General features: G+C 37.9%; 23 protein-coding genes. 21 read left to right on the forward strand and 2 right to left on the reverse strand.

Annotated features, from left to right (window positions below; translation table 11 throughout):
• Nucleotides 1–24 precede the first annotated feature (24 nt).
• The 5 genes from nhaC to D1B32_RS02925 all read left to right on the forward strand — a co-directional run bounded on the left by nhaC (nucleotide 25) and on the right by D1B32_RS02925 (nucleotide 6139).
• Nucleotides 25–1461 carry a Na+/H+ antiporter NhaC gene (nhaC, locus tag D1B32_RS02905; protein ID WP_118888582.1) on the forward strand — a complete coding sequence of 479 codons (1437 nt, stop codon included), beginning with the start codon at nucleotides 25–27 and terminating at the stop codon, nucleotides 1459–1461.
• Between the two features lie 231 nt (nucleotides 1462–1692).
• The gene (locus tag D1B32_RS02910; protein ID WP_095308085.1) at nucleotides 1693–2352 is read left to right on the forward strand and encodes a GntR family transcriptional regulator; all 660 of its coding nucleotides are present in this window, start codon (nucleotides 1693–1695) and stop codon (nucleotides 2350–2352) included.
• Between the two features lie 60 nt (nucleotides 2353–2412).
• On the forward strand, nucleotides 2413–3285 hold the full coding sequence (locus D1B32_RS02915) for a hydroxymethylglutaryl-CoA lyase (RefSeq protein ID WP_158586193.1): 873 nt from the start codon (nucleotides 2413–2415) through the stop codon (nucleotides 3283–3285).
• A 68-nt stretch (nucleotides 3286–3353) separates the two neighbouring features.
• On the forward strand, nucleotides 3354–4511 hold the full coding sequence (locus tag D1B32_RS02920) for a CaiB/BaiF CoA transferase family protein (protein WP_118888584.1): 1158 nt from the start codon (nucleotides 3354–3356) through the stop codon (nucleotides 4509–4511).
• 323 nt (nucleotides 4512–4834) lie between these two features.
• Nucleotides 4835–6139 (forward strand): CitMHS family transporter, encoded by a 1305-nt coding sequence (locus tag D1B32_RS02925; RefSeq protein WP_118888585.1) that lies wholly within the window; start codon nucleotides 4835–4837, stop codon nucleotides 6137–6139.
• A 292-nt stretch (nucleotides 6140–6431) separates the two neighbouring features.
• Here D1B32_RS02925 and D1B32_RS02930 read toward each other — a convergent pair whose 3' ends face one another.
• On the reverse strand, nucleotides 6432–7322 hold the full coding sequence (locus tag D1B32_RS02930) for a LysR family transcriptional regulator (RefSeq protein WP_118888586.1): 891 nt from the start codon (nucleotides 7320–7322) through the stop codon (nucleotides 6432–6434).
• Nucleotides 7323–7706: 384 nt separating this feature from the next.
• Here D1B32_RS02930 and hpaB point away from each other — a divergent pair, with 384 nt between their 5' ends.
• From hpaB to D1B32_RS03010, 16 genes are all read left to right on the forward strand, one after another.
• Complete coding sequence (gene hpaB / locus D1B32_RS02935) at nucleotides 7707–9212, forward strand: 4-hydroxyphenylacetate 3-monooxygenase, oxygenase component (protein WP_118888587.1); 1506 nt, start codon at nucleotides 7707–7709, stop codon at nucleotides 9210–9212.
• Between the two features lie 97 nt (nucleotides 9213–9309).
• Entirely contained in the window at nucleotides 9310–10137 is an 828-nt protein-coding gene (locus D1B32_RS02940; RefSeq protein ID WP_118888588.1) for an FAD synthetase family protein, read from the forward strand.
• A 19-nt stretch (nucleotides 10138–10156) separates the two neighbouring features.
• Nucleotides 10157–10630, forward strand: coding sequence for a flavin reductase family protein (locus D1B32_RS02945; protein ID WP_095308100.1), 474 nt, complete (start codon nucleotides 10157–10159; stop codon nucleotides 10628–10630).
• A gap of 49 nt (nucleotides 10631–10679) precedes the next feature.
• Nucleotides 10680–11357, forward strand: coding sequence for a GntR family transcriptional regulator (locus tag D1B32_RS02950; RefSeq protein WP_095308102.1), 678 nt, complete (start codon nucleotides 10680–10682; stop codon nucleotides 11355–11357).
• Nucleotides 11358–11534: 177 nt separating this feature from the next.
• Nucleotides 11535–13046 (forward strand): 5-carboxymethyl-2-hydroxymuconate semialdehyde dehydrogenase, encoded by a 1512-nt coding sequence (gene hpaE, locus D1B32_RS02955; protein WP_095308131.1) that lies wholly within the window; start codon nucleotides 11535–11537, stop codon nucleotides 13044–13046.
• Between the two features lie 29 nt (nucleotides 13047–13075).
• A complete protein-coding gene (hpaD, locus tag D1B32_RS02960; protein ID WP_095308104.1) occupies nucleotides 13076–14059 on the forward strand; it encodes a 3,4-dihydroxyphenylacetate 2,3-dioxygenase in 984 nt (327 codons plus the stop codon).
• A 42-nt stretch (nucleotides 14060–14101) separates the two neighbouring features.
• Nucleotides 14102–15028, forward strand: a complete 927-nt coding sequence (gene hpaI / locus D1B32_RS02965; RefSeq protein ID WP_118888589.1) for a 2,4-dihydroxyhept-2-ene-1,7-dioic acid aldolase — start codon at nucleotides 14102–14104, stop codon at nucleotides 15026–15028.
• Between the two features lie 111 nt (nucleotides 15029–15139).
• A complete protein-coding gene (locus D1B32_RS02970; protein WP_118888590.1) occupies nucleotides 15140–15931 on the forward strand; it encodes a fumarylacetoacetate hydrolase family protein in 792 nt (263 codons plus the stop codon).
• Nucleotides 15928–16689 carry a fumarylacetoacetate hydrolase family protein gene (locus D1B32_RS02975; RefSeq protein ID WP_095308110.1) on the forward strand — a complete coding sequence of 254 codons (762 nt, stop codon included), beginning with the start codon at nucleotides 15928–15930 and terminating at the stop codon, nucleotides 16687–16689. The genes D1B32_RS02970 and D1B32_RS02975 overlap by 4 nt, the downstream gene beginning before the upstream one ends.
• 36 nt (nucleotides 16690–16725) lie before the next feature.
• Complete coding sequence (locus tag D1B32_RS02980; RefSeq protein WP_118888591.1) at nucleotides 16726–17109, forward strand: 5-carboxymethyl-2-hydroxymuconate Delta-isomerase; 384 nt, start codon at nucleotides 16726–16728, stop codon at nucleotides 17107–17109.
• 50 nt (nucleotides 17110–17159) lie between these two features.
• On the forward strand, nucleotides 17160–18578 hold the full coding sequence (locus D1B32_RS02985) for an NAD-dependent succinate-semialdehyde dehydrogenase (RefSeq protein WP_118888592.1): 1419 nt from the start codon (nucleotides 17160–17162) through the stop codon (nucleotides 18576–18578).
• A 73-nt stretch (nucleotides 18579–18651) separates the two neighbouring features.
• Nucleotides 18652–20514, forward strand: coding sequence for a XylR N-terminal domain-containing protein (locus tag D1B32_RS02990; RefSeq protein WP_095308117.1), 1863 nt, complete (start codon nucleotides 18652–18654; stop codon nucleotides 20512–20514).
• A gap of 145 nt (nucleotides 20515–20659) precedes the next feature.
• Nucleotides 20660–22177, forward strand: a complete 1518-nt coding sequence (locus D1B32_RS02995; RefSeq protein ID WP_118888593.1) for a 4-hydroxyphenylacetate 3-hydroxylase family protein — start codon at nucleotides 20660–20662, stop codon at nucleotides 22175–22177.
• 470 nt (nucleotides 22178–22647) lie between these two features.
• Nucleotides 22648–23721 carry a TRAP transporter substrate-binding protein gene (locus D1B32_RS03000; RefSeq protein ID WP_095308133.1) on the forward strand — a complete coding sequence of 358 codons (1074 nt, stop codon included), beginning with the start codon at nucleotides 22648–22650 and terminating at the stop codon, nucleotides 23719–23721.
• A 4-nt stretch (nucleotides 23722–23725) separates the two neighbouring features.
• The gene (locus tag D1B32_RS03005; protein ID WP_095308135.1) at nucleotides 23726–24205 is read left to right on the forward strand and encodes a TRAP transporter small permease; all 480 of its coding nucleotides are present in this window, start codon (nucleotides 23726–23728) and stop codon (nucleotides 24203–24205) included.
• Nucleotides 24202–25506: a TRAP transporter large permease gene (locus D1B32_RS03010; RefSeq protein WP_095308137.1), complete on the forward strand. Its 1305-nt coding sequence runs from the start codon at nucleotides 24202–24204 to the stop codon at nucleotides 25504–25506. Before D1B32_RS03005 ends, D1B32_RS03010 begins: the two co-directional genes overlap by 4 nt.
• 187 nt (nucleotides 25507–25693) lie before the next feature.
• On the opposite strand, the gene D1B32_RS03015 is transcribed toward D1B32_RS03010, so the two are convergent.
• Nucleotides 25694–26332, reverse strand: a complete 639-nt coding sequence (locus tag D1B32_RS03015) for a helix-turn-helix transcriptional regulator (protein WP_392391090.1) — start codon at nucleotides 26330–26332, stop codon at nucleotides 25694–25696.
• Nucleotides 26333–26427: the final 95 nt, after the last annotated feature.

Below are 26427 nucleotides of genomic sequence, written 5' to 3' on the forward strand. Positions count from 1 at the left end.
AAATTAAAATGAAGGAGATTCATTATGTTCCGAATTAAATCTGAGCAAATGCCGTCGTTGCCTGAGGCTATCCTCGTAATCTCAGCTATCATCGCTATTATGAGTGTCAGTATTATCTATTTCGAAGCTCCTCCACATATACCTTTAACGATTTCATTGTTATTGTTAGTTATTTATGGAATCATTAAAAAGATCCCTTATGAAAAATTACAGGAAGGTTTTTCAGAAGGGGCTACATCTGGAATGGGGGCCGTTTTTCTTTTCTTTATGATTGGTATTTTAATAGCTGCATGGATTTATAGTGGAACTATTCCGACTTTAATTTATGCTGGATTCGAATTAGTGACACCACGTTTTTATTATGCCATTGTTTTAATCGTAACCTCTGTCGTTGGAATTTGTGTGGGGAGCTCTTTAACAACGGTGGCAACAGTCGGATTAGCTTTTATTGGTATATCCCAGGCTCTTGATATTTCACTGGCAATCACAGCTGGAGCAATTGTATCTGGTGCATTTTTCGGTGATAAGATGTCTCCGATTTCAGATACAACGAATATGGCTTCTAGTATTCTGAAGGTTGATTTGTTTGACCATATACGAAATATGATGTGGACAACAGTACCGGCATTCCTGATTGGACTGGTGATTTTCGGAATTATATCACCGAGTATTTCAACTGCAAATTTCAGTGAAATGGAGTTATATCAGCAAGGGCTTTTGGGGACAGGGCTGATTCACTGGTATAATGCGGTCATTCCACTTGCTGTCTTAGTTATTTTCTCTATCTTCAAGGCCCCAGCATTATTATCGCTTACAGCTGGTACAGTAAGTGCTATTCTTATATCATTTTTTCATGCTGTTCCTTCAATTGGTGGGTTACTGGGAATATTATATGGAGGTTATGTGTCAGAGACAGGTATTGAACAAATCGATTCTTTACTGACACGGGGCGGAATGGAAAGTATGTTTTTTACGATTGCAATCATTTTGCTAGCATTAGGAATGGGAGGATTATTGTTTAAGTTAGGGATTGTCCCAAGACTATTTGAAGCCGTGGAAAGAATTTTGCAATCTGCTAAGTCCGTAATCATTGGCTCTGCTCTTAATGCTATCGGAGTCAATGTGCTGGTAGGGGAACAATATTTATCTATTCTATTAACAACAGAAACGTTCCAGTCGCAATATCAAAAACTCGGTTTAGCAAATAAAAATCTATCAAGAGTGGCAGAGGATGCCGGTACGGTAGTTAACCCACTTGTTCCATGGAGTGTATGCGGTGTATTTATAGCAAGTGTTTTAGGTGTACCGACTTTATCGTATTTGCCATTTGCTTTCTTTTGCTTGTTATGCCCAATTCTGACGATTTTTTTTGGAATTACTGGGAAAACACTAACCTATACGGAAGCTGCTGCAGTAAATCCTGTTCAGCTTGAATCTGTTGAAAAGAGTAAGATGGGGTAATAGGTTTCAGGAAGATAATAAATAGAAGGGAGGAGCTGATGCTTCCTCCCATCTCTGCAAAGTACGCAAAAAATGGCTGATTATTCAAAAAATATTGACTGTAGATTATTCCATGTTTATAATGAAACTCAACTTAATCTATACTGAGAAATATTATAAAATATAAGATTAATTTATACATTTGCAGTTAATTGTATACACTAATTGAATTTTATGAAAAGGGTGAGGTAATTGACATTCATACTAGATACATCCAAGACACTTCAAGTTCAAGTGTATGAATATATGCACGACAAAATTGTAAATGGAAAACTAGGACCTGGGACACGAGTTGTGGAGCAACAAATTGCAGAAGAAACAGGCGTAAGCAGGAGTCCCATACGTGAGGCAATAAAGCAATTAAAAAGTGAGGGGCTTGTAGCAAGTCATCCCCGGGGCGGAGTGAGAGTTTTCAGGCCTACGAGTGATGATTTTAAATATTTATATGAGTGTCGTTTAAGTTTAGAGCCTCTGGCTGCATCACTTGCAGCTGAACGCAGCAATAATATACAGTTAACAGAAATAAATGAACTGCTTAGGAAAATGAAGGACATTATGGAAGCAGAAGATTTTGAGCATATGAAGAAGTTAAGTAGAAAATTCCATGATTTAATCTTGGAATGCAGTGAAAATCCTTTTCTCATCAAAATGATGAATCAGCTTCATTCCTTGATTCTATTCTACCGAAACATTATTCTTACAAAAACAAGCAGAATGGTAGAAGGCTTCTTTGAACATGAAGCAATCTGCTTAGATATTTTAAACAGAGATGCAAAATCTGCAGAGAAACATATGAGAGACCATATTCAAAAGGATTATAATTATTACCTGGAACAATATGGATACAACTAAATGAATTGGTAAATGATTCATTTACTTCATTATCATAAATCAAAAGGAGTGGATTTACACGTGAATTTCCCTGAAAAAGTAAGCATTCGCGACGTTACGTTAAGAGACGGTCTTCAAAATGAATCCGTTTTCATAGAAGCGGAGAATAAGCTTGGTGGTTTAAATGAGATTATTGATGCTGGATTTAGACGTATTGAAGTTACTTCCTTTGTCCATCCAAAGTGGGTGCCAGCCCTTAGCGATGCTGATGAGCTGGCGAAGAGACTTCCTAAAATTCCAGGTATTCAATATGATGCTTTGGTTCCAAATATAAAGGGTCTCGAACGCTTTTTGAAGACCAATATTGATACTGCGGTTTTCTTCCTTTCAGCCAGTACGAAACATAATGAAGCCAATTTGAATCGGACGACAAATGAATCGCTGGTACATGTAAGTGATTTAATAAGCAAAACAAGAAGTCATAACCGAAAAACAATGGGGGCAGTTGCCACTGCTTTTGTTTGTCCATATGCAGGAGAGGTTCCTTATCAAGAAGTTGAACGAATCGTTACGACAATGGTTGAAAATGGCGTGGATGAAGTTGGTTTGGGAGACACTATAGGGAAAGCAACACCAAAAATGATATATGAATATTGCAGTCGTATTAAAGACAAGTATCCTGACCTGACATTAAGTCTGCATCTTCATGATACTTATGGGTATGCGCTCGCCAATATTATAGCAGGTATTCAATCAGGCGTTTATATCTATGATACAGCACAGGCAGGATTGGGCGGGTGTCCATATGCACCAGGAGCACCAGGGAATGTGCAGGCAAGTCAAGTAGTAAACTTTTTGGAAAGGCAGGGAATAGAGACTGGAATAGATATTGATAAGTTAAAAAATACGGATCAGATGTTTCAGGATATGGTAAAAAAGCAAACAAGTGTGTAATTATTTGTATACAATATCTGAATATTAAGTATTCAATAAGTTTATCGAGTTAAGAGAGGATGGGCATAATGAAAAAACCACTAGAAGGAATTAAAGTATTAGAATTAGGAAACTTTGTAGCTGCTCCTTTTGTCGGAAAGATCTTTGGTGAATTTGGTGCTGAAGTAATAAAAGTAGAGGATCCAGGAAAAGGTGACTCTTTAAGAAACTGGCGAGTCATGCACCATGATACATCTGTATGGTGGTATGTGCATGCAAGAAATAAAAAATCCATTACGATTAACCTTCGTGAAGAAGCAGGACAGGAAATGATAAGGGAATTAGCAAAAGAGGTGGATGTGGTAATTGAAAATTTCCGCCCTGGTACACTTGAAAGGTGGGGAATCGGTTATGAAGATTTAAAACAAGTAAATCCAAGCATTATTATGACTCGAATATCCGGTTATGGTCAAACCGGTCCATATCGGGATAAAGTAGGATTTGGCAGTGTTGCAGAGTCAATGGGCGGCCTGCGTTATCTAACAGGTTTTCCTGATCGTCCACCAGTTCGTGTCGGTTTAGCTATTGGGGATTCTGTCGCTGCTTTATACGCAGCACTTGGTACACTGATGGCACTTAGAGTCCGAGATAATGTACCATCAAGAAAAGGTCAACACGTTGATGTTGCACTTACTGAATCTGTTTTTTCTCTATTAGAGGGTGTGCTTCCTGAATATGACCTAAAAGGGATCATTCGAGAGAGAACTGGAGCTACGCTGGAAGGAATAGCACCATCGAATACGTATCTTTGTGGAGATGGGAAATATATCGTGATTGCAGCAAACAGTGACGGTATATTTAAACGTTTTGCGAATGCAATGGAACGTCCTGAACTTGCGGAAGATCCCGTGTACGCGAGTAATCAAGGCAGGGCAGAAAATGTTGATTATCTTGATAAGATTATAGAAGACTGGACAAAGCAGCATACTCAAAAAGAGGTACAGCAAATTCTTGATGAAGCCCGTGTACCAGTAGGACCAATTTATAGTATAGAAGACATCGTAAATGATGAACAATACCAGGCACGAGACATGCTCCAAACAGTTGAATTGCCGGATGGGAAAAGTGTCAGAGTCCCGGGGGTTGTGCCAAAATTATCCGAAACACCTGGCGATATTGGAACTATTGGACCTGAATTAGGTGAAAATAATTCAGAATATCTACCGAAAATAAAAAGTAAGCAATAAACTTAAAAATTGCTATAAACAAATTATATGGATATTATTTTAGCTTAAGTGACAATGGGAGTGGTGGATATCGTTAGGCAAACCACCACTTCATTCAATTGACTTTTTTAAGAGGGTAAATTATAAGTCTATTACATTTAATCTAACTCTATTTTTTGGAATAATCCCAAATATCTATATATGAATTCGTTAATCTATTGATAATGGATGATTGATCACATGCTACTTGGATAATAACTTATTAATGAAAACAAAATAGTAATGAAGACTCTACTAAATTGTAAACGATTTCAATGTTTTTTTATAAAGGGGGAAGGGCAATTATGTTAGCTATTTTAGGTTTTCTGATGGTAATCACATTTTTGTATCTTATTATGTCAAAACGTGTGACACCTTTTACTGGTCTGATTATCGTACCGGTAATCTACGGGATTATTGGAGGCTTTGGTTTTCAACTGGGTCCCATGATGATGGATGGTGTTTTAAATACAGCACCAACAGCACTCCTGATCCTGTTTGCAATTCTATATTTCGGTATCATGATTGACACGGGATTGTTTGAGCCACTCACAAACAAAATTATAAAGATAGCAAAAGGTGATCCATTAAAAGTTATTGTAGGGACAGCTATATTAGCAGGTATAGTAGGCTTAGATGGTGATGGTTCCACTACGATTATTATAGTTGTGAGCGCTTTTCTTCCAATTTATATAAAACTGGGGATAAAACCTATTATTTTAGCATCTATAACGGTATTGCAAATTGGTATTACAACACTAGTTCCTTGGGGTGGCCCTGTCGGTCGGGTTGCAAGTGTTTTGAACTTAGATCCTACAAGTCTATTTAGGACAATGGTACCTGGGATGATTGTTAGCCTGATATATATTGTTTTGGTTGCATATATTATTGGCCGGAAAGAAAGGGCTCGACTCGGAATACACAATCCTTATTTGAACATGAACGATCAAACCGAAAGTATGATGTCTGCTGCTGTAGAAAATGTGGTAATAAAGCGTCCCGAACTAAGATGGCTAAATTTTATTCTAACTATTGTTATCATGGCAGCATTGCTTTTGGAATGGCTGCCACCAGTAGTGTTATTTATTCTTGGGACTGCTATCGCATTATTAATAAACTATCCATCGATTATCGATCAACGCGAAAGAGTTCAAAAACATGCTCCCAATGCATTATCTGTTACGAGTATCATGCTTGCTGCCGGGGTTTTTGCCGGTATATTGAAAGAAACACAAATGTCCGCAGCTATGGCGCAGAGTTTAATCACTATAATCCCCGACGGAATTGGATCCTTTCTTCCAATTGTAATTGCCGTTCTTAGTATTCCCGGACTCTTTTTAATAGGCCCCGATGCTTTTTATTTTGGCATTATTCCTGTAATATCGGAAACTGCTTCCATATATGGGGTTAGTGAAATGGAGATTGCTATTGCATCGTTATACGGAACCTCTTTTGGTTTTATTGGTCCGCTGGTTGGAGCAATGTACTTGTTAACAGAGATGACAAAGGTTAATTTAGGGGATGTCCAAAAATATGCTGCTAAGTGGGCAATAGGTGTTTTTCTGATATATATTATTATAGGTGTAACATTAGGGCATATTTTATTATAAGTTTATGCGAAGAATGGTGTGAAATAGGATACTCTGTTTCCTGAAAATTCTTAAATACTATTAAACAACTCTGTTTATTACAGTATTATTGAAAAAAGAAGAATGATAGTTTTTTCCTTTTTTATAAAGTATTTGAGTTTTGTAGCATTAAAATAAGCGTTAAAATCTACATTCCGGATTGAAGTCATTTGTTGTTCTTCGAGGTTTGATTATGGCCAAAGAGCCTCGACTGAGACATTTATTTATGGTCAATTTCTTTATATTACTTCAAATCTGAAGGAATTGGCCTTTTTTATTTTCCGATAGATTCCTCAAAGTATTCGATAAAGCGTTGCTTGCTTTTGGAAAGATAACGATCCTTTAGCCAAATGATTGCGGACTTGGAAATAATCGTCTCGTCTTCAATGGCAAACCCTTTTATTCCAGCATTAAAATGTTTCTTGAGTATGGATGCTGGTAAAATCGAAGCTCCGACTTCCACATTGACCAATTCGAGAATCATGTCCACATCTGGACAAACTGTCACGATATTGGGAGTAAGTCCTCGTTTTTCAAATTTATCCATAATCAGCTCATATTGACCAACACCACTAATTCTTCTTAATAATAGTAAAGGTAAATTGGCAAGTTCGTTCATGGTAATGGTTTCGGATTCATAGGATTTTGCCCATTGCTCAGGCATAATAGCTACATAGTTTTCTTCTGGCAGAAAGAGGCTTGAATAAGGTTCCATATCTAAAGGGAGCCGAACGATTGCCAAATCAATGTTTCGATTATTAAGCTGTTCTGCAAGAAGATAAGAGTCCCCTTCTCTTAATTCAAAGGTGACGTTTGGATATTTTTCACGAAAAGATTTTATTCTTTGCGGTACATGAGAAAAAAGTGTCTTTACACAGCCAACAGTCAATTGTCCCTTTAGACCTTCCCCTGTTTCTTTCACCTCTATAAGCGCTTCATCAAAAAACTTAAAAAAATAATCTGCTTTCTTGTATAAAACTTCCCCAGCTTCAGTAAGTTCCATTTTCTTGCCATTTCTTTCAAACAGCGGGACACCTATTTCACTTTCTAATGCTTTTAAACTTTGACTAAGAGGAGGCTGTGCCATATGAAGTATTTTAGCTGCCCGTGTAATTTGTCCCTCTGTTGCAATTGTATAGAAATAACGCAGTTGTCTCATATCCATCTTTCTCCACCTCGATATCTCTTATGATAGTAAACCAAGTATGTATAAAGAAATAATAGTATCAAATAACGAAAAAGTCAAAAAATTAATTCATCTAATCCCAGATTCATCTTATAGCAAATTATATATAATAGTATATCTAAAATGTATGATAATCATATATTTTAGATATTTTTCATATATTTGATTCCATGTTACTATACAAACAAGGTTGAATTATTGAAATATTTTAAAAGCATATGCAAGGTTTGATCTCTGACCACAACGATATGTAATCATTTTATTTTTTTAACACATTATGAAAACGAATACATTTTGACGGTCTAGAAAACAACTTTGAAAAAATGGAAGAAAATCAGATCGAAATTAAAGGAGGATAAAGTAATGCCAGCTAAAACAGGACAGCAGTACATTGACAATTTAAAGAAAGCAAATAACAACGTATATATCCATGGGGAGCGAGTAGAAGATGTGACAACACATCCAGCGTTTAAGGGTGCAGTCCAATCCATGGCAAAATTGTATGATTTACAATATGAGAAACCTGAAAAAATGCTTTATACATCTCCAACAACCGGTGATAAAGTAGGGAAGACCTTTATGGCACCAGAAACAATCGAAGACTTAATCGAACGTCGAGAAGCGATTATGGAGTGGCAGGGCATTACAAAAGGTTTAATGGGACGCTCTCCAGACTATTTAAATTCAGAAGTTATGACAATGGAAAAAGCATATGACTATTACGGCAAAGGAAATCCGCAATTTGCTGAGAACGCTAGAAAATATGCAGAATACGCTAGGGAAAATGACATCAGTCTTACACATACATTGATCCACCCGCAAGTAAACCGTGCAAAAATTCAAGCGGAACAAAAAGATGCTAATGTTGCTTTACACGTAGTGGAGAAGAATGATGATGGAGTTATTGTTGACGGTATTCGGTTACTTGCAACACAAGCTGGTATCACAGATGAAATTTTTGTTTTCCCATCGACGGTAGTAAGAACAGGAGCAAAAGATGATCCTTATTCACTTGCTTTTGCAATACCAAATAATACGCCGGGATTGAAATACCTTAGCCGAGAATCATTTGATTATGGTAAAAATGGGTATGATCATCCAGTAGCCTCCCAGTTCGAAGAAGGGGATGCAATTGTTTCCTTTGATAACGTACTTGTTCCTTGGGATCGTATTTTCATTCTGGAAGATTCCGAGATTTGTAATGGCGCATTTGCTGAAACAAATGCTGTTGTGCACATGTCCCATCAGGTTATTGCAAAAGATGTTGCAAAAGTGGAATTTCTGCTTGGTGTCGTGCTTAAGCTGATGGATTCAATCGGTATTGACGGATTCCAGCATGTAAAAGACAAAGGGACAGAAATCATGCTTACGCTGGAAAATATGAAGTCTCATCTGTACAGAGCTGAACACAATGCAAAAATTGATAGATGGGGCATGATGACACCAGACTTTGAAGCATTGAATGCTGCAAGAAACTGGTTCCCACGCGTATATCCGCGTCTAGCAGAAATCTTAAGAATACTGGGTGCATCTGGATTAATGGGGATTCCGACGTATGATGATTTTGCTAGCGCGGAGCTTGGACCAATCTTAAACAGAGCAATGCAAGGTAAAAACGTGGAAGGTTTCGAACGTGTTCAATTATTCCGTCTTGCATGGGACATGACGATGAGTTCATTTGGAAGCCGTCAGACACATTATGAGTACTACTTCTTTGGAGACCCAGTAAAAATGGGTATGGCTTACTTTGACAATTATAATAAAGAACCATACAAAGAAATGGTCGATGAGTTTTTAGAAAGCCAAAACATTAAGAAACCATCCATATTAACAAAATCAGGAACACAAACAGAAAGTGTTTTAAAATAAAAGTATTTTAAACAAAAAATGTCATAGAAGTAATGAATGGAATTGAATAATATGAATGTAGGCTAGAAAACAATGCAGCAGGAAGGAGAATTCTGTAATGGAAGTGATTAACTTGACTCACTTGGATGACCAAATATCTCAGAAACCTCATATTATGGCAATCGGGTTTTTCGATGGGGTGCATTTAGGGCATCAAGAATTAATAAACCGTGCCAAGGAACTTGCGAGAAAGCAAAATGTTTTATTTACTGCGATGACATTTAGCCCACATCCAGATGAAGTTTTAAAAGGGAATAAGAATCGTAAGTACTTGATGACATTACCTGAAAAAATTAAAAAAATGGAAGCCATGGGAGTTGATAAGTTATTTGTTATGGAATTTGATCGCGCTTTCGCTTCATTCCTTCCGGCTGACTTCATCCAGAGATATATATTGAATTCAAACACGAAACACGTCGTTGTCGGTTTTGATTTCACGTTTGGTTTTAAGGCGCAGGGAAATACACAACTACTCCAGAAAGAATCGAAAAAAAGTGGGTTTGGTTTATCGGTTATCCCTAAAAAAACCTACTTGCAGGAAAAAATAAGCTCTACGCTTATAAGAAGATTGGTCCAGGAAGGGAATGTGAATGTGGTGCCTTATTATATAGGCTCGAATTATGAGGTGAGCGTTAACATTCTTCCGTATAAAATCAATGGAAATATAGTTGTGCAGCCAAGTGATAAATCTATTTTTCCGAGACCTGGAACTTATGTAGTGAAAGTGAAACAAGGAACAACAACCTTACATGGGGAGTTTTATCAATTTTCTAATTCAAGAGCAGATAATGTATTGAAATTGAATGAACCGGCTTACGAGTTAGGTGATGTTTGTTCAATTGAATTTATTAGTAGGGTCAACGTATCAGAGAGTCTTTCGGTATAATTTTAAAGGAGGAGTTTTAATGGATAGCAGAGAATTTCGGAATGCAATGGGGAGATTCGCTACAGGTGTAACGGTAATCACAACAAATGATGGCACTGATGCTCATGGAATGACAGCGAATGCATTTATGTCTATTTCACTAGAACCAAAATTGATAACGATTTCAATTGATAATCATGCAAATATGCTCAAAAAAATAAAGGCTTCAGGGCAATATGCAGTAAACTTTCTTTCGGATCAACAGCAGGACATCTCCATGAATTTTGCTGGACAAAAGAAAAAAGAAGACGGCGTTGATTTTGGCTTCATTCAAGGTGTGCCAGTTATTAAAGAATCTTTAGCTTCGGTTGTTTGTGATGTCGAACAAGAAATTGTAGTTGGTGACCATACACTGTTTATCGGTAGCGTAAAAGATGTAAAAGTAACAGATGGTAATCCATTAACTTTCTATTGCGGTAAATACGGTGATTACAGACAAAAAGAATACGCTTAATGAGAGAACCTTTGACCAAATTCGCCAATTCATATAATATGAAGACACTATGAATAATACTAAACGAGTAAGCAAAAAACAAAAAGCATACGACTATATGAAATCAAGAATTATGGAAGGTTTTTATGCCCCCGGGCAACGGATTGTTATTAATCAACTGGTCAAGGAATTAGCAACAAGTGCAATTCCAATTCGAGAGGCTGTACGTTCGTTAGAAGCAGAAGGTTTAATTGAATACCAGCAAAATATTGGTCCAGTTGTAACACCGATTGATGAAAGTAAATATACGGATACGCTTTCCACGTTGGCTGTCATGGAGGGATATGCTACAGCATTGAGCAAAGCAGCACTTACTGGGGATCAAATTACAACCTTGAAGGACTTAAATCAGCAAATGAAGGAGGCGTTAACAGAGTTTGAGTTTGGGAAATTTGGAGAGCTAAATCGAAAGTTTCACGATTTAACGTACGGTAGCTGTCCGAATCAGTATTTGATTGAGTCTATCCGAAAGACATGGATGCAGCTGGATTCCATCCGTTTGACGGGGTCAACATTTAATCCGAAAAGAGCTAAAGAGTCTATTGATGAACATGAGCATATTATTCAGCTGCTAAGCGAGAATGCAGATTTTCAAGTAATCGAATTAGCAGTTAGATCGCATAAGTTAAATACAGTTCAATCGTTTCATGAAAGAAAAAGACAGCCAAATGGCACTACGTTTATATAGGGTGCCATCCTTGATGTTTTTTGTATAACAGTATTATGAGAAGAAATGAAAGCGTTAAATTTGTGAGGGACGGTAAATTTATTTTAAGAAATAAAGAATAACACTTCAAATCATATATTATTTCGTATATAATCGTAATAGAAAGAAAATTCAATCGAAGGAGTGGATCATGTGTCAGTGAAACATGAAGAATTAGTAAGCAAACACGAAGAACTAGCCAACAAACTAGATGATATTAAGCTATATATAAACGGGGAATTCGTTGATGCTGAAGATGAAGGAACGTTTGACAATATCAGTCCTTTTACGAATGAGAAGATTAATAGTATTGCATCAGGTCAAGCAGCAGATATTGACAAAGCTGTTCAAAGTGCAAAGAAAGCATTTAAAGGTGAGTGGGGAAATTTAAAACAAGCTGAACGTTTGGAGTATGTATATAAAATAGGTGATCTAATTGAACAGCATACAGATGAAATCGCTTTATTAGAATCATTAGACACTGGTCTTCCGATTGCACAAACAAGAAAACAAGTATCACGTTCTGCAAATAACTTCCGTTTTTATGCAGATACAGTGAAATCTCAAATGTATGGTGAAGTGTACCAAGTAGACGATGAGTTCATTAACTACACAGTACATTCTGCAGTTGGTGTTGCTGGATTGATCACGCCGTGGAATGCTCCATTTATGCTAGAAACTTGGAAAATCGCACCTGCATTAGCAACAGGTAATACAGTCATTTTGAAACCTGCTGAATGGTCTCCATTGACAGCTAACCGGATGGCAGAAATTATCGATCAAGCTGGACTCCCTGACGGTGTTTTCAATATTGTACATGGCTTTGGTGAAACGGCTGGAGATGCATTAGTTAAACACCCTGATGTACAGCTTATTTCCTTCACTGGGGAAACAACTACAGGTTCTACGATTATGAAAAATGGCGCAGATGCGTTGAAGCGTTTCTCCATGGAGCTTGGTGGCAAATCACCAATTATCGTATTTGAAGATGCTGACCTTGATAGAGCACTTGATGCAGCCACTTGGGGGATATTCTCATTTAATGGGGAGCGTTGTACGGCAAACTCAAGACTGTATCTACACGAAAGTATTGCAGATGAATTTATCGAAAAATTAAAAACACGAGTCTGGAATATCAAAGTTGGTGACCCGTTGGAAGACGATACACAAGTTGGACCACTTATTAAAACAGAGCATTACAACAACGTAAAAAACTATCTTAAGATTGCTGAGGAAGAGGGTTGTGAAATAATTAGTGGTGAGATTCCTACAGAATTAAGCCGAGGCAATTACGTAGCGCCAACTATTTTGTTGAATGCTTCCAATGAAATGCGTGTCGTTCAAGAAGAGATCTTTGGACCTGTAATTGCAGTAATGACATTCAAAGAAGAAGCAGAAGTAATTGAAAAAGCAAATGATGTAAGATATGGACTTGCTGGGTATGTATGGACAAACGATATCAAACGCGGTCACCGTGTAGCACATGCCATTGAGTCAGGCATGTTATGGGTAAACTCCCAAAATGTGCGTGATCTAAGAACGCCATTCGGTGGTTCAAAAGACAGTGGAATCGGACGTGAAGGCGGACACTATGCATTTGAATTCTATACGGAACAAAAAATTATCCATGTAGCTATTGGTGATCATCATATACCGCAATTTGGAAAATAAGATCAAAACAGAGAGAGGGGAATCTAAATATGAACTTTGATATTAAACGTACAGGGCGTGCGGTGCTTCATGTTACAGACCTGGATAAATCGAGAGAGTTTTATGATGCACTTGGCTTAATTGAAACAGAATCAGATGATGAGAATATTTTCTATCGAGCAATTGAAGACCATAATCACCATTGCCTTTGGCTAAAAAAGAAAGCCGAAGCGGCTGTTGAGGTAGTTAGCTATCGCGTTAATGCGGAAGATGATCTGGAAAAGCTGGAATTATTCTTTCAAAGCCAAGGTACAGAAGTAAAATGGATGGAAAAAGGTTCACAAAAAGGAATTGGTCGTACCATTCGGATTCAGGATATTTCAGGAATTCCTGTAGAATTTTATTTTGAAATGGATAAAGTGGAGCGTATGCTGCAGCGTTTTGACATTCACGTAGGTGCAAAAGTACAGCGAATCGATCACTTCAACTGTGCAGTTCCTGATGTACAAAAAGCTTATGACTATTATATAAAAGAACTTGGCTTTGCTTGCTCTGAATATACGACATCAAAAGGTGAAGATAATATTTGGGCAGCATGGTTACACCGTAAACCAGGTGTACATGACACTGCGTTTATGAATAGTGTAGGACCACGCCTTCATCATATTGGTTTCTGGTTAAAAGACCCGATGAGTTTGATTGATGGCTGTGATTACTTAGCTGCCAAAGGATTTTCTGCATCCATTGAACGAGGACCGGGACGTCATGGATTGTCTAACGCATTCTTCTTGTATTTAAGAGATCCAGACGGACACCGTATCGAATTGTATAATGGCGATTATTACACTGGTGATTCTGACTTTGATCCAGTCGAATGGGACTTAGATGATCCGCAGCGTCAAACTTTCTGGGGACATGAAGCGCCAGATAGCTGGTTTGAAGAGGCATCAACATTCCTCAACGTTTATACAGGTGAAAGAGTTGAAACAAAACAGCCAACATTAGAAAAAAGAAAGCCCACAACAGTAATATAAATTAACTATATATTTAGCAAACTAACAGGAGGTTTTTATAAAATGAGCAATCGATACGAGGCTATTAAAAAGAGATTAAGAGGATCCATTGCACCAGTAATTACGCCATTTAAAGCAAATGGAGATATCGATTTCGAAAAACAGTCTGAATTAATCGAATTCCAGATTGAAAATGGAACACATGCCATATCTGTAACCGGTACTTCTGGAGAACCGAGCTCTCTTACTACTGAAGAACGGGTTCAAGTAATGGAAAATGCAATCAAAACAATAAATGGACGAATTCCATTTGCCCCAGGAACTGGGTCCACTAACCATGATGAAACAATGTACTTAACAAAGAAAGCTGAAGAAATGGGTGCAGATGCTGCAATGGTAATTGTTCCTTATTATAACAAACCAAACCAGGAAGCATTGTACGATCATTTCAAAACAGTAGCTGATTCTGTAGAGATTCCGATTATTATTTACAATATACCAGGACGTACTGCACAAAACATGGAAGTAGGAACGATGGCACGTTTGGTAAAAGATTGTCCTAATATTGTGGGAGCGAAAGAATCGAATAAAGATTTTGAACATGTGAATCGAGTATTGCTTAATTGTGGCAGAGACTTCCTATTGTATTCAGGAATTGAACTGTTATGCTACCCAATGCTGGCAATTGGTGGGGCAGGGTCCATCAGTGCCACAGCAAACGTGGAGCCTAAGAAGATAGCAGAAATGCATAATGCCTGGGAAGAAGGAAATATCAAACGGGCACAGGATCTTCACTTTGAATTAATGAACCTGAATGATGTGCTGTTTAAAGATACAAACCCTGCACCAGTTAAAGCAGCACTTGGCATGATGGGCATGATTGAACCAGTTTTGCGTAAACCAATGGGCTTGCCTTCAGAGGCACTGCAAGAAGAAATTCGCGAAACACTTGTTGAATATGGAAAATTAGAAAAAACAGCTTCGGTTTAAATAGATAGCTTTATAGGAAGAAATTGAATCAAGACCAGTAAGCTACTGGTCTCTTTTTCTTCATAGGCAACATCGTTATGGACCCAATATTGTTAAAGGAGTGCTGTTATTATGAGTAAGGTGAAATTTAAACATCAAGGGATTCAGCAGATAAAAGAAGGAATCTATCAAGCGGATCAGAATCGAATAGAATTCGATGGAAAACAGTGTCCGCTAAATGAATTATCACTAGATGTACCTGTGTCCGGAACAGTTTATGGAACTCTATTAAATTATAAAGGTGAGTATGCCAAGTTAGAGTCTTCGATGAACGACGATCCATATAAAGCCCCACCGAAAGCTCCTATACTATACATTAAACCTATCAATACACATATCGGATATGATGCGGCAATTCCTTTACCAGAAGGGTTTGATGAAGTTTCGATTGGAGCTGCTTTAGGTGTCGTAATTGGTAAGCCAGCTAAAAAAATTAAGAAAGAAAATGCTTTGGATTATGTAGCTGGTTATACAATCGTAAATGATGTAAGCATTCCACATGAAAGTTTTTATCGTCCTGCCTATAAAGAAAAAGCAAGAGATGGATTCTGCCCAATAGGACCATGGGTACTTGACCGTGACGCTATCGGAAATCCGAATGAACTCGGAATCCGCGTTTTGATCAATGGTGAATTGAAACAGGAAAATACAACGTCAAATTTAATCCGTTCAGTTGAACGATTATTGGAAGAGGTAACAGACTTCATGACACTTTATGAAGGAGATATATTATTAGTAGGTGTGCCTGAAAATGCCCCGCTAGCAAAAGAAAACGACAGCGTTAAAATTGAAATTGACGGTATAGGAACATTAACAAATAAGGTTGTAAAAGAGAAAGTAGTTGTAGGAGGCGGTATTGTATGAGACACGCACGTGTAGCGTATAATGGTTTAATTCAGAATGCAATGGATACAGAAGAAGGTATTCAATTAGAAGATGGTCGGATTGTCGAGGAATCAGAAGTTACGTGGCTCCCACCAGTAGAACCTAAAACCGTATTTACGCTTGGTTTAAACTTTGCTGATCATGCTGCTGAACTTTCGTTTAAAGAAGCACCAAAAGAGCCATTAGTATTTTTAAAAGGACCAAACACGTTCATCGGCCACCGTGGTGAAACGGTTCGTCCGGGAGATGTAACATTTATGCACTATGAGTGTGAATTAGCGGTAGTCATCGGCAAAACGGCTAAAAATGTCAAAAAAGAAGAGGCATATGATTATGTTCGTGGATATACGGTAGCGAATGACTATGCGCTTCGAGATTATTTAGAAAACTATTATCGACCTAACCTTCGTGTGAAAAACCGTGATACATGTACACCGATCGGACCGTGGTTGGTCGATAAAGAAGATATTGATGACCCAATGAATTTGCAGTTAACTACTTATGTAAATGGCGAAATTACGCAGCAGGGCAGTACCGCAGATATGATCTTCTCTGTTCCTCATTTGATTGAATACTTAAGCGGGTTTATGACATTAAATCCAGGAGATATTATTCTGACTGGAACGCCAAAAGGATCTGTGGATACGAAGGTTGGCGATGAAGTGATAACAGAAGTAGAAGGAATAGGCAGACTTGTCAATACAATCGTTGGGGAAGAAACCTTTCAAACGAACTAATTGAAGATAACTTCATTAAGGTAAGGGGGACTAACGATGCCACATCTGATTATTGAATACACCGCCAATCTAAAAGAAGAAACAGATATACCGGGGCTTTTAAAGAAGGTTAATGATTCCCTGCTCTCCCATTCTGCCATCATTCCAATCGGCGGTCTCCGTACAAGGGCAATCGAATTAAATGACTATCGCATAGCGGATGGAACAGAAGACGATGCATTTGTACATGCCACCCTAAAGCTTGGCGGCGGCCGGACAGAAGAAGATAAAAAGGTACTTTGTGATGATCTATTTGCTACAATAAAAGAACACTTTGCGGATTTGTATGATAAACGTTATTTAGCATTATCATTGGAATTACATGAATTTACAAATCCTACTTATAAGCAGAATAACATTCATGCTCGGTATAAAAAGTAATATAAGGTAAGTCGCACTACTAATCATCCTAATGAGAGAGGTATCAGAATATGCAGCAATATGAAATGTTTGTTGGTGGGAAATGGTTTGGAAAGGATTTAGAACAGATTGATGTAATTAATCCGGCAACAAATGAACCAATTGGAACAGTACCTAAAGGCGGAAAAGAAGAGGCTAAGCAGGCGGTGGATGCCGCGTATGGTGCACTAAAAGAATGGGCTGCAAGAACTGCAGAGGACAGAAGCAGCTACCTTGTGAAATGGCATGAACTGATAAAAAAAGAAAGAGAAACGATAGGGAAAATCATGACAGAGGAACAAGGCAAACCACTAAAAGAAGCAATTGGTGAAGTAGACTATGCAAATGGATTTATATCATGGTATGCCGAGGAAGGAAAGCGGGTATATGGCGATATTATTCCGGCATCCCATCCGAATAAACGTATTTTCGTGCAGAAACAGCCGGTTGGCGTTGTCGCAGCGATTACTCCATGGAACTTCCCTGCCGCAATGATCACCCGTAAAGTTGGACCAGCACTTGCAGCAGGGTGTACCGTAGTTATTAAGCCTGCTACTCAAACCCCTTTAACGGCATTTAAATTGGTTGAGTTAGCTGAAAAAGCTGGTATTCCAAAAGGTGTTATTAATATAGTAACTGGCAGCTCAGGTCAAATCGGGAAAGTGTGGAATGAAGATAGCAGAGTTAGAAAATTAACGTTCACTGGCTCAACGGAGGTAGGCAAAATATTGATGAAAGACGCTGCCGATACAATGAAAAAGATCTCCCTTGAGCTTGGTGGCCATGCCCCATTTGTTGTGATGGAAGACGCAGATTTAGATAAAGCAGTGACAGGCGTAGTCGCATCTAAGTTCCGTAATGCTGGTCAAACTTGTGTATGTACAAACCGAGTATATGTGCATGAATCGATTAAAGATAACTTTCAAGCAAAGCTGACAGAGGCTGTGTCCAAGCTTAAAATTGGAAATGGTCTGGAAGAGGGGACAGATATTGGCCCATTGATTGATCAAAGCGCAGTAGATAAGGTAAATGAACAAGTTAAAGACGCAGTAAGCAAAGGCGGGAACGTCACCTTAGGTGGAAAGAATTTAGAAGGATTATATGTGGAACCTGCAATTGTTATGGATGCAACAGATGACATGCTTTGTATGTATGAAGAAACATTTGGGCCGCTGCTTCCCGTTACAACATTCAGAGATGAAGCAGAAGTAATCGAGCGAGCAAATAATTCACCATTTGGATTAGCTGCATATGTATTTACAGAGAATATTGGACGTGCTATCCGAATAAGTGAAGCACTCGAATATGGAATTGTCGGATTGAATGACGGAGCACCGTCCACACCACAAGCCCCATTTGGCGGATTTAAAGAAAGCGGGCTTGGTCGTGAGGGTGGTTACTATGGCATCGAAGAGTTTCTTGAAACGAAATATATTTCACTTGCATTTTAATAAGGGGGCTAATGCAGCTCCCTTTTGTTTCTATACGTCTTAGCGAATATTGGTTATCAGGCAGGTGACGAAAATGAGTGTAGATCAGAAAATAGATCGAAATAAAACAGATAACGAGGGAAGAATCTACTTAGATGATGAGCGGGTAATTTTAACCTCGTCGGCTGTCTTTGGGATTCTTCGCAAAGATCTGATGGACAATATATCTGAAGAGAGGATGAAGGGGTTTTTAATCCGTTATGGATGGAACCTTGGAAAAAATGATGCGAAAAATGTGCTTAAAAAGAATCAATCTTCTATTGAAGAGCTCTTGAAAAAGGGACCTGAATTACACATGATGAGAGGTTTTACAAAAGTAAAACGAGTCGATTTACAACTGGATTATGATGAAGATGGGCAGATAGAAGGTGTTCACGTAGAGGGATTCTGGTCTGGATCTTATGAAGCAGAGGAATTTATCGAGCAGTTTGGCAATTCAGATGCTGCTGTATGCTATACCCTAGTTGGTTATGCAAGTGGCTACTACTCCGAAATATGCAAAAAAACGGTTGTATTTAAAGAAGTGGCATGCAAAGCGATAGGCGCCGATAATTGCTATTATGTTGGAAAAACAATACCTGAGTGGAACGGTTCAATTGAAAAAGAATTAAAGTACTATCATGATGAACCAATTGTTCGGGAACTTGAGATCACCTATGAAAAATTGCTTGAGGAACGGAATAATTTTGAAAAGACGTTTACCATTCATGAGCGTCTTACACAAGAATTTACAAACGGGAATGATCTACAAACGATTGCAGATGCGATCTATGAAGAGATCGGTATACCAATATTAATAGAAAATGCAGACATTTCACCATTAGCAGGTTCGGGATTTCCCTCTGACTTTTTCACGAATGGTTATTTGGATTTTAAGTCAGCAGTACATATCCAACAAAAGGAAAAGGATTATCAGACAAGGGAAATTTCTGATGGAGTAAACCAATATCTTACAACGCCAATTATGCTGCAGCGAAAGTGTTTTGGTTTCTGTTCGTTTATATACGAAGTAAATCAACCGGTTACTAAAGTCGACCTCATGATTTTAGAAAGAGTTGCTTCTGTCTGTTCGCTTTACATTTTAAACGAGAAAACAACATTTGAAGCAGTAGAACGGATAAAAGGGCACTTTCTCGATCAGATTATCGACGGAGGTCATCTCACAGAAAAAGAAATTCTAACAAGAGGAAAATATATACAAACAGATTTAAATGCTCCATATTGTATTGCTGCATTGAAATATGATAATGGAAATGCTGGTTCAGAAAACGGATTGTTTATACATGATCAAGTGATTGAAAGTGTACAGCATTTCTTTAAAAACCGGTTTAATGTGTTAATTGGACAGCGTTCAGGCATACTCGTTCTTCTTATTCAAAAAGATCATAACCAGAAGACAATGAAGGAAGTTTGCCAGTCACTGCTTGATTATTTAAAAAAGGAATTTCCGCCCAGTGTTTTTCGAATGGGGGCAAGCACATTGTCTGAAAGTATTCAACAAGCGAGTGAGTATTACAAAGAAGCGATGACAGCGCTGAAAATGACCGATGCATCAGAGGAAATCATGTTTTTTAAAGACATCAGTGTCGCAGGTCTGCTCATACATTCCAAAGATAAACAGGCAGTGATACAAAAGGCAAAACATCTTCTTGGACCAATTTATGCGAAGAAAGATGAAAGCGCCGAATTAATTAAAACGCTATACGTATTTCTCGCAAACGGAGGAAACCTGGAAAAGTCTATGGATGAGCTGTGTCTTTCGATGAGCGGGTTAAGATATCGAATAAGAAGGTTAGAAGAAATGTTAGGAAAAGATCTTCGCCAGCCTGCTGTAACGTATGAACTTTTACTCACGTTACAAGTTCTTGATGCAGAGGAAGAAATCATTTTAAAGTAAAATGGAATTGAACAGAAATTGTTCGTTTTATCCATAGAGGATAAACACTAATTGTTGTAGAACGATAGTTGCCTCCTTGATAATCTTACCTTAAGGAAAAATTATACCATATTATAATATCTATTATTTTGGAGGTTATACAACAATGATGAATGGCAAGGAGTATTTAGAAAGTCTGCGCGATGGTCGTCACGTATATTTGAACGGTGAGAAAATTGATGATGTAACAACCCATCCAGCATATCGCAATGCCGCAAGATCGATAGCCCAGCTGTATGATGCCATGCATGATCCAGAAAAAAAAGATACGATCACAACGAAATCAGATGTTGGTGATTTTCGTACACATAAGTTTTTCAAAGCATCTACAAGTGCTAAAGAATTGCTTGAAGCGCGTGATGCAATGGCCGAGTGGACGAGATATAGCTATGGATTTATGGGACGTACTCCGGATTATAAAGCAGCATTTTTAGGATCGCTTGGTCCATATGCAGATTTCTATAAAGGATTTGAAGATAATGCAAGGAGATGGTATAAAAAAGGACAGGAAGAAGTTCCTTTCTGTAACCATACGATTGTAAATCCACAATTGGACAGACATAAGCCACTTCATGAAAATAAAGATGTATTCGTACGGGCTGTTGGAGAAAGAGATAATGGTATTATTGTAAGCGGTGCCAAGATGGTTGGAACTTCTGCAGCTCTTACCCATTATAATTTTGTTGCGAACTACTCCCCACAAGATTTAGGTGAAGGTGACCAAAGCCATGCATTAATCTTTTTTGTGCCAATGAATGCGCCTGGTGTAAAAGTAATCAGTCGTCAATCTTACGAAGAAATGGCTGCAAAGCAAGGCAGCCCATATGATTATCCATTATCAAGCCGTTTTGACGAAAACGATGCCATTATTATTTTAGATAATGTTCTGATACCATGGGAAGACGTTTTAACTTACAATAATGTGGAAATAGCAAATGGGTTTAGACCACAAACAGGCTGGCTGAATCGTTACACATTCCAAGGCTGTACGCGCTTTGCGGTGAAGCTTGACTTTATGGTTGGCATGCTGCTTAAAGCAACTGAAGTCGCTGGAACGAATAACTTCCGCGGTGTACAGGCAAGAATCGGTGAGGTCATCTCCTATCGCAATATGTTTTGGGCTATTTCTACAGCAATGGCACTTGATCCAGAAGATGGTCCAGAAGGTTATAAACTCCCGAATTCAACCTATGCAACTGCATATCGTACATTTGCACCGACCGTATGGCCAATCATCAAAAATACATTTAACGAAGTAGTAGCAGGTGGTTTGATATCTCTCCCTTCGAGCACTCAGGATTTCCTTAACCCTGAACTGCGCCCGTACATTGACCAATACTATAAAGGAACGGGTGTAAGCGCAGAAGAAAGAGTAAAGCTTTTGAAAATGGTTTGGGATGCAACAGGAACTGAATTTGGCGGACGTAATGAATTGTATGAAATAAACTATGCCGGCAACAACGAAGGAATACGATTGGATGCACTGAAGATGGCTAATACAGCAGGCCAAACAGATATATACAAATCATTCGTTGAAAGAGCAATGAATGATTACGACCTTAACGGTTGGACAAATGATACGTGGGTTAATCCAGATAAGGAAATACAAAAACTGTTTATTTAAAATCCAAATTTTATACTTCCTTCTCATGTGAGAAGGAAGTGTTTATTGTTTATCTAGTAGTAGTAGTAGATGGAAAGGTGCGATTAGGCGTCATAGTGGGATGGCATGTTGCGATAATATTGGATTAGGTGTCATAGTAAGATGGAATGGGTGCGATAGTATTGGATTAGGTGTCATAGTGGGATGGAATGGTTGCGATAGTATTGCGTTTGGTGTCAAAGTATCCTTAATCTCATTGAAAATATTTTTATATCATGCTCTAATCTAATCTGTTTAAAACTTCCTACCATTTATATAAAAATATTAAATTTATATTGTTTTTATATATAATATTATATATAATTCAATATATTATAACTAAATATTTAAAAATGTAAGCGATTTCCTTCGAGGCAGTTTTTGTCTGACTAAATTTTAAGCTTAGACGAAGAAATTAAAGTTATTAGTGCATGAAAGAGAGGAGAATACTTATGCAATTCAGTTTTATTAGGAATATAGTTCTGCTGATTGTGTTGTTATTTTTTGTATTGGCACTAGCTTCCTGTGATAGCACACTGGCTTTCAAACCGGAAAATTCAGTAGAGGAAAATCATAATTTAATTGTTTCTCACTTCCAGCCAGGGAATCACCCTATTCAAACAAAAATTTTTAATGGTCTTGCTTCTGATCTGCATGAACAGACAGACGGAAGAATTACGATGGAATTTTATCCATCGAATACATTAGGTGATGCCGGGTCGCAATATGATATGGCTGTAACAAGAGAAGCGGATATTGCATTAAGTGTTTATGGTTACTCACCAGGAAGATTTCCGCTCGTGACAATTATGGAACTGCCTTTTCTAGCGGAGTCCGCCGAACATGCATCGGAAATACTAATGACATTATATGAAGAGTTTCCGGAAATGCAGGAAGAACATGCAGACACGTACCCATTATTTCTTTTCTCTGCCGAACCAGCTCAGATTATAAGTAAAGATTTTAAAATTGAAACACCAGACGATATGAAAGGTCTGCGTGTGCGTTCTCCATCCCCGATGGCAAACAAAATTATAGAAGCATTAGGGGCTACACCAATTTCCATGCCAATGGGAGATGTTTATGAATCGTTGGAAAGAGGCGTAATTGATGCAGCCGTCGTACCTTTTGAAACCCTTTACAATTATAGCTTTCATGAAGTAACAAATTACATTACTATCGGCGACTTCTCTGCGACACCATTTTTTAGTGTGATGAGTCAGAAAACGTATGATAATTTCAGCGAAGGGGATCAGCAAATACTAGATAATTTAATAGGTAAAGAGTTAGCAAAAAAAGCTGGAAGTGTCTATGATGTGGACGGAAAAATTGGCCTTGAGACGGCAATTGAAAGTGGTGCTGAAGTGATTGAACTAGAAGGTGATGCATTAATCCCATGGCAAGAGGCATTGGAGCCAATGGTTGATGAGTGGATTAAAGAAAGAACGGAAGAAGGCTATCCTGCTCAGGAAATCTATGACCGGGCAATGGAATTGAAAGAGGAACTGAGTGAGAGGGAGGAGTAGTAAGGTGGAGAGGATTATAACGAAATTAAATGCTGGACTACTTTATATTGCCCAAGCTGTTTTAATTATTATGGTATTCTTAGTCACCGCAGATGTGCTTGGCCGCTGGCTGTTCAGTCAGCCAATAACGGGAGCCGTAGAACTTACAGAACTTGGACTATCCATGGTTATTTTCTTGAGCATTGGTTATACCCATTTAAAAGAAGAACATATTTCAATTGACTTCTTGGTGGAACGATTCCCTGAAAAAGCTCAATGGATAGTAGAGGGGTTTATTAATTTAATTATTATGGCAGTGATGGTGCTAATGGCTTTAAGTCTGTTCTGGTATGCTGAGCGCTTGCTTACTTCTGGTACAGTCACAGGAGACTTAGGCCTTCCAATCTACTTATTCGCTGCAGTGTCAGGAATTGGATCAATTGTATTTGCCTTAACTGCATTATTATTAGCTATCAAATACGTTGCAAAGGTGGGTGGAAAATGAGTCCAGAAATTATTGGTTTCTTAGGGATTATTGCGATTCTAATCTTATTTTTTTTGAAAATCCCAGTGGCTATTTCCCTAATTATAGTCAGTTTGCTAGGAACAACTTTAATTAGAGGCTGGGATGTTGCTTTTGCGCAATTGGGAAGAACCCCATTTGATACGTCCAGCAACTATTCACTAAGTGTTATTCCATTATTTATTTTGATGGGTATGATTTTATCATATACAGGAATTGGGAAAGACTTATATAGAATGGTGGATAGTTGGATTGGGCACTTACATGGTGGTCTTGCGATGGCGACAATTGGCACAGCAGCTATTTTCTCATCTATTTCAGGCTCCCTAAATGCAACGACTGCAACAGTAGCAAAAATTGCCTTGCCGGAAATGAAAAAATACAAATATAAACCAGGGTTATCGACTTCAAGTGTTGCTGCAGGCGGAACACTTGGCATTTTAATTCCCCCGAGTGTTATTTTGATTTTATACGGAATCCTGACAAGAGAACCAATTGGTGCGTTATTAATTTCGGGTATCATTCCAGGTATTTTACAGATTGTTATTTTTATCATTACAATTTATGTTCTTGTTCGTAAAGATCCTTCCATTGCACCGCCGAGAGAGGGGAAAGCAAGTAATGCTGAAAGGTTACATACGCTTAAAAATATTTGGCCATTTATGGGGCTGTTTTTAGTTAGTATTGGCGGTATTTATTTAGGTGTTTTTACTCCGACTGAAGCAGCTGGAGTGGGGGCGTTTGGCGCGCTTTTGTTTGCTTTAATTTCCAGAAAACTTACGTGGGAAAGTTTGAAAGGATCACTAAATGAATCTGTTCGATTAACTGCGTTTATTTTCTTTATTTTGATTGGTGCTAATTTATTTGGCCAATTTTTGGCAATCAGCAGAATTCCTGTCATGCTTACCACATATGTTGGAAATCTTGATTTGAACCCATATATTATCCTTATCGGTATTCTTGTTGTATTGCTTTTACTTGGGTGTTTTATTGAAAGTTTAGCTTTAATCGTGATCACATTGCCTATCCTTTATCCGATTATTACGGAATTAGGATTTAATGGGATTTGGTTTGGTGTAATTATGATTATGGTTATTAACATCGGTGCATTAACACCACCGCTTGGAATAAGTGTATATGTTATTAAAGGCGTAGCAAGAAATATTCCGCTGCAGACGATCTTCAGAGGCGTCGTTCCGATGATTATCGCAATGATTGTATGTGTAGCGATTCTAGTTGTTTTTCCCCAGATCGTTACTATATTGCCAGATTTGATGAACTGATCATTTTTAATGGATAACCAAGCGGAAAGAGAAACTTGCTTATCCATGTTCAATGAAGGATAGAGATGCTAGTCGGTCTCTATCCTTTTTTTAGATAGGATTTAATTATCGAAATTTGATTGTAGAACCTTGGTAAGCTAAGAGCATTTACTGGAGAAAGATGCAGCTATTATCGCGTTCAAAAAACTCACTCACCCTTCTTAATCTCATCCAAATAACTATAAATCGTAACCCTCGACGTATTCAATTTCTCAGCTACTTTATCAATAGCTCCTTTAATCAGAAATATCCCCTTTTCATCCATGAATTTTACAATCTGTATTTTTTCTTTCCTCTTAAGATGTTCAACATCATAACCTTTAATAATGGAATCAATGATTTCATCAGCGATCTCGACGACATTGTCTCTCTGAACCTCAGCTGTTGGTTTAGTTTCCTCTCCAAATGTCATCATATCCTCAACGAACTCTTGTACATGGGAAAGAGAATTTAAACGATAATTAATACATAGTGCTCCTTTGACTTTTCCAGATCCATCTCGGATCAGAGATGTAGAAGATTTTATAGATTCTTTGTTGTGGTCAGATGTCTCGTAACCCGCCACAAAATCTTCATTAAATTGTCCAGACAAGAGTACTTCTCGAATCAAATGATCAAATGATTGACCAACTTTCCTGCCAGTAACATGATTGTTTACAGCGAATATCACAGAGTTTTGAGGAGTTGTTAAGTCGTGAACAACAACCTCACAATTTCTTCCAAACGTTTTAGCAATCATTTTTGCTGCAGTAATATAGGGGTTAAAAAATTCTATCGACACTAAAATCACAATCTCCTTCGTTGTAAAACGTATAATTTTTTATTGACTTGCATTAATTTTATAGATAAAGTTATATATATAATATATTTTCACCTCATTAT

Source organism: Oceanobacillus profundus (genome assembly GCF_003515705.1).
Taxonomy (GTDB): domain Bacteria; phylum Bacillota; class Bacilli; order Bacillales; family Amphibacillaceae; genus Oceanobacillus; species Oceanobacillus profundus.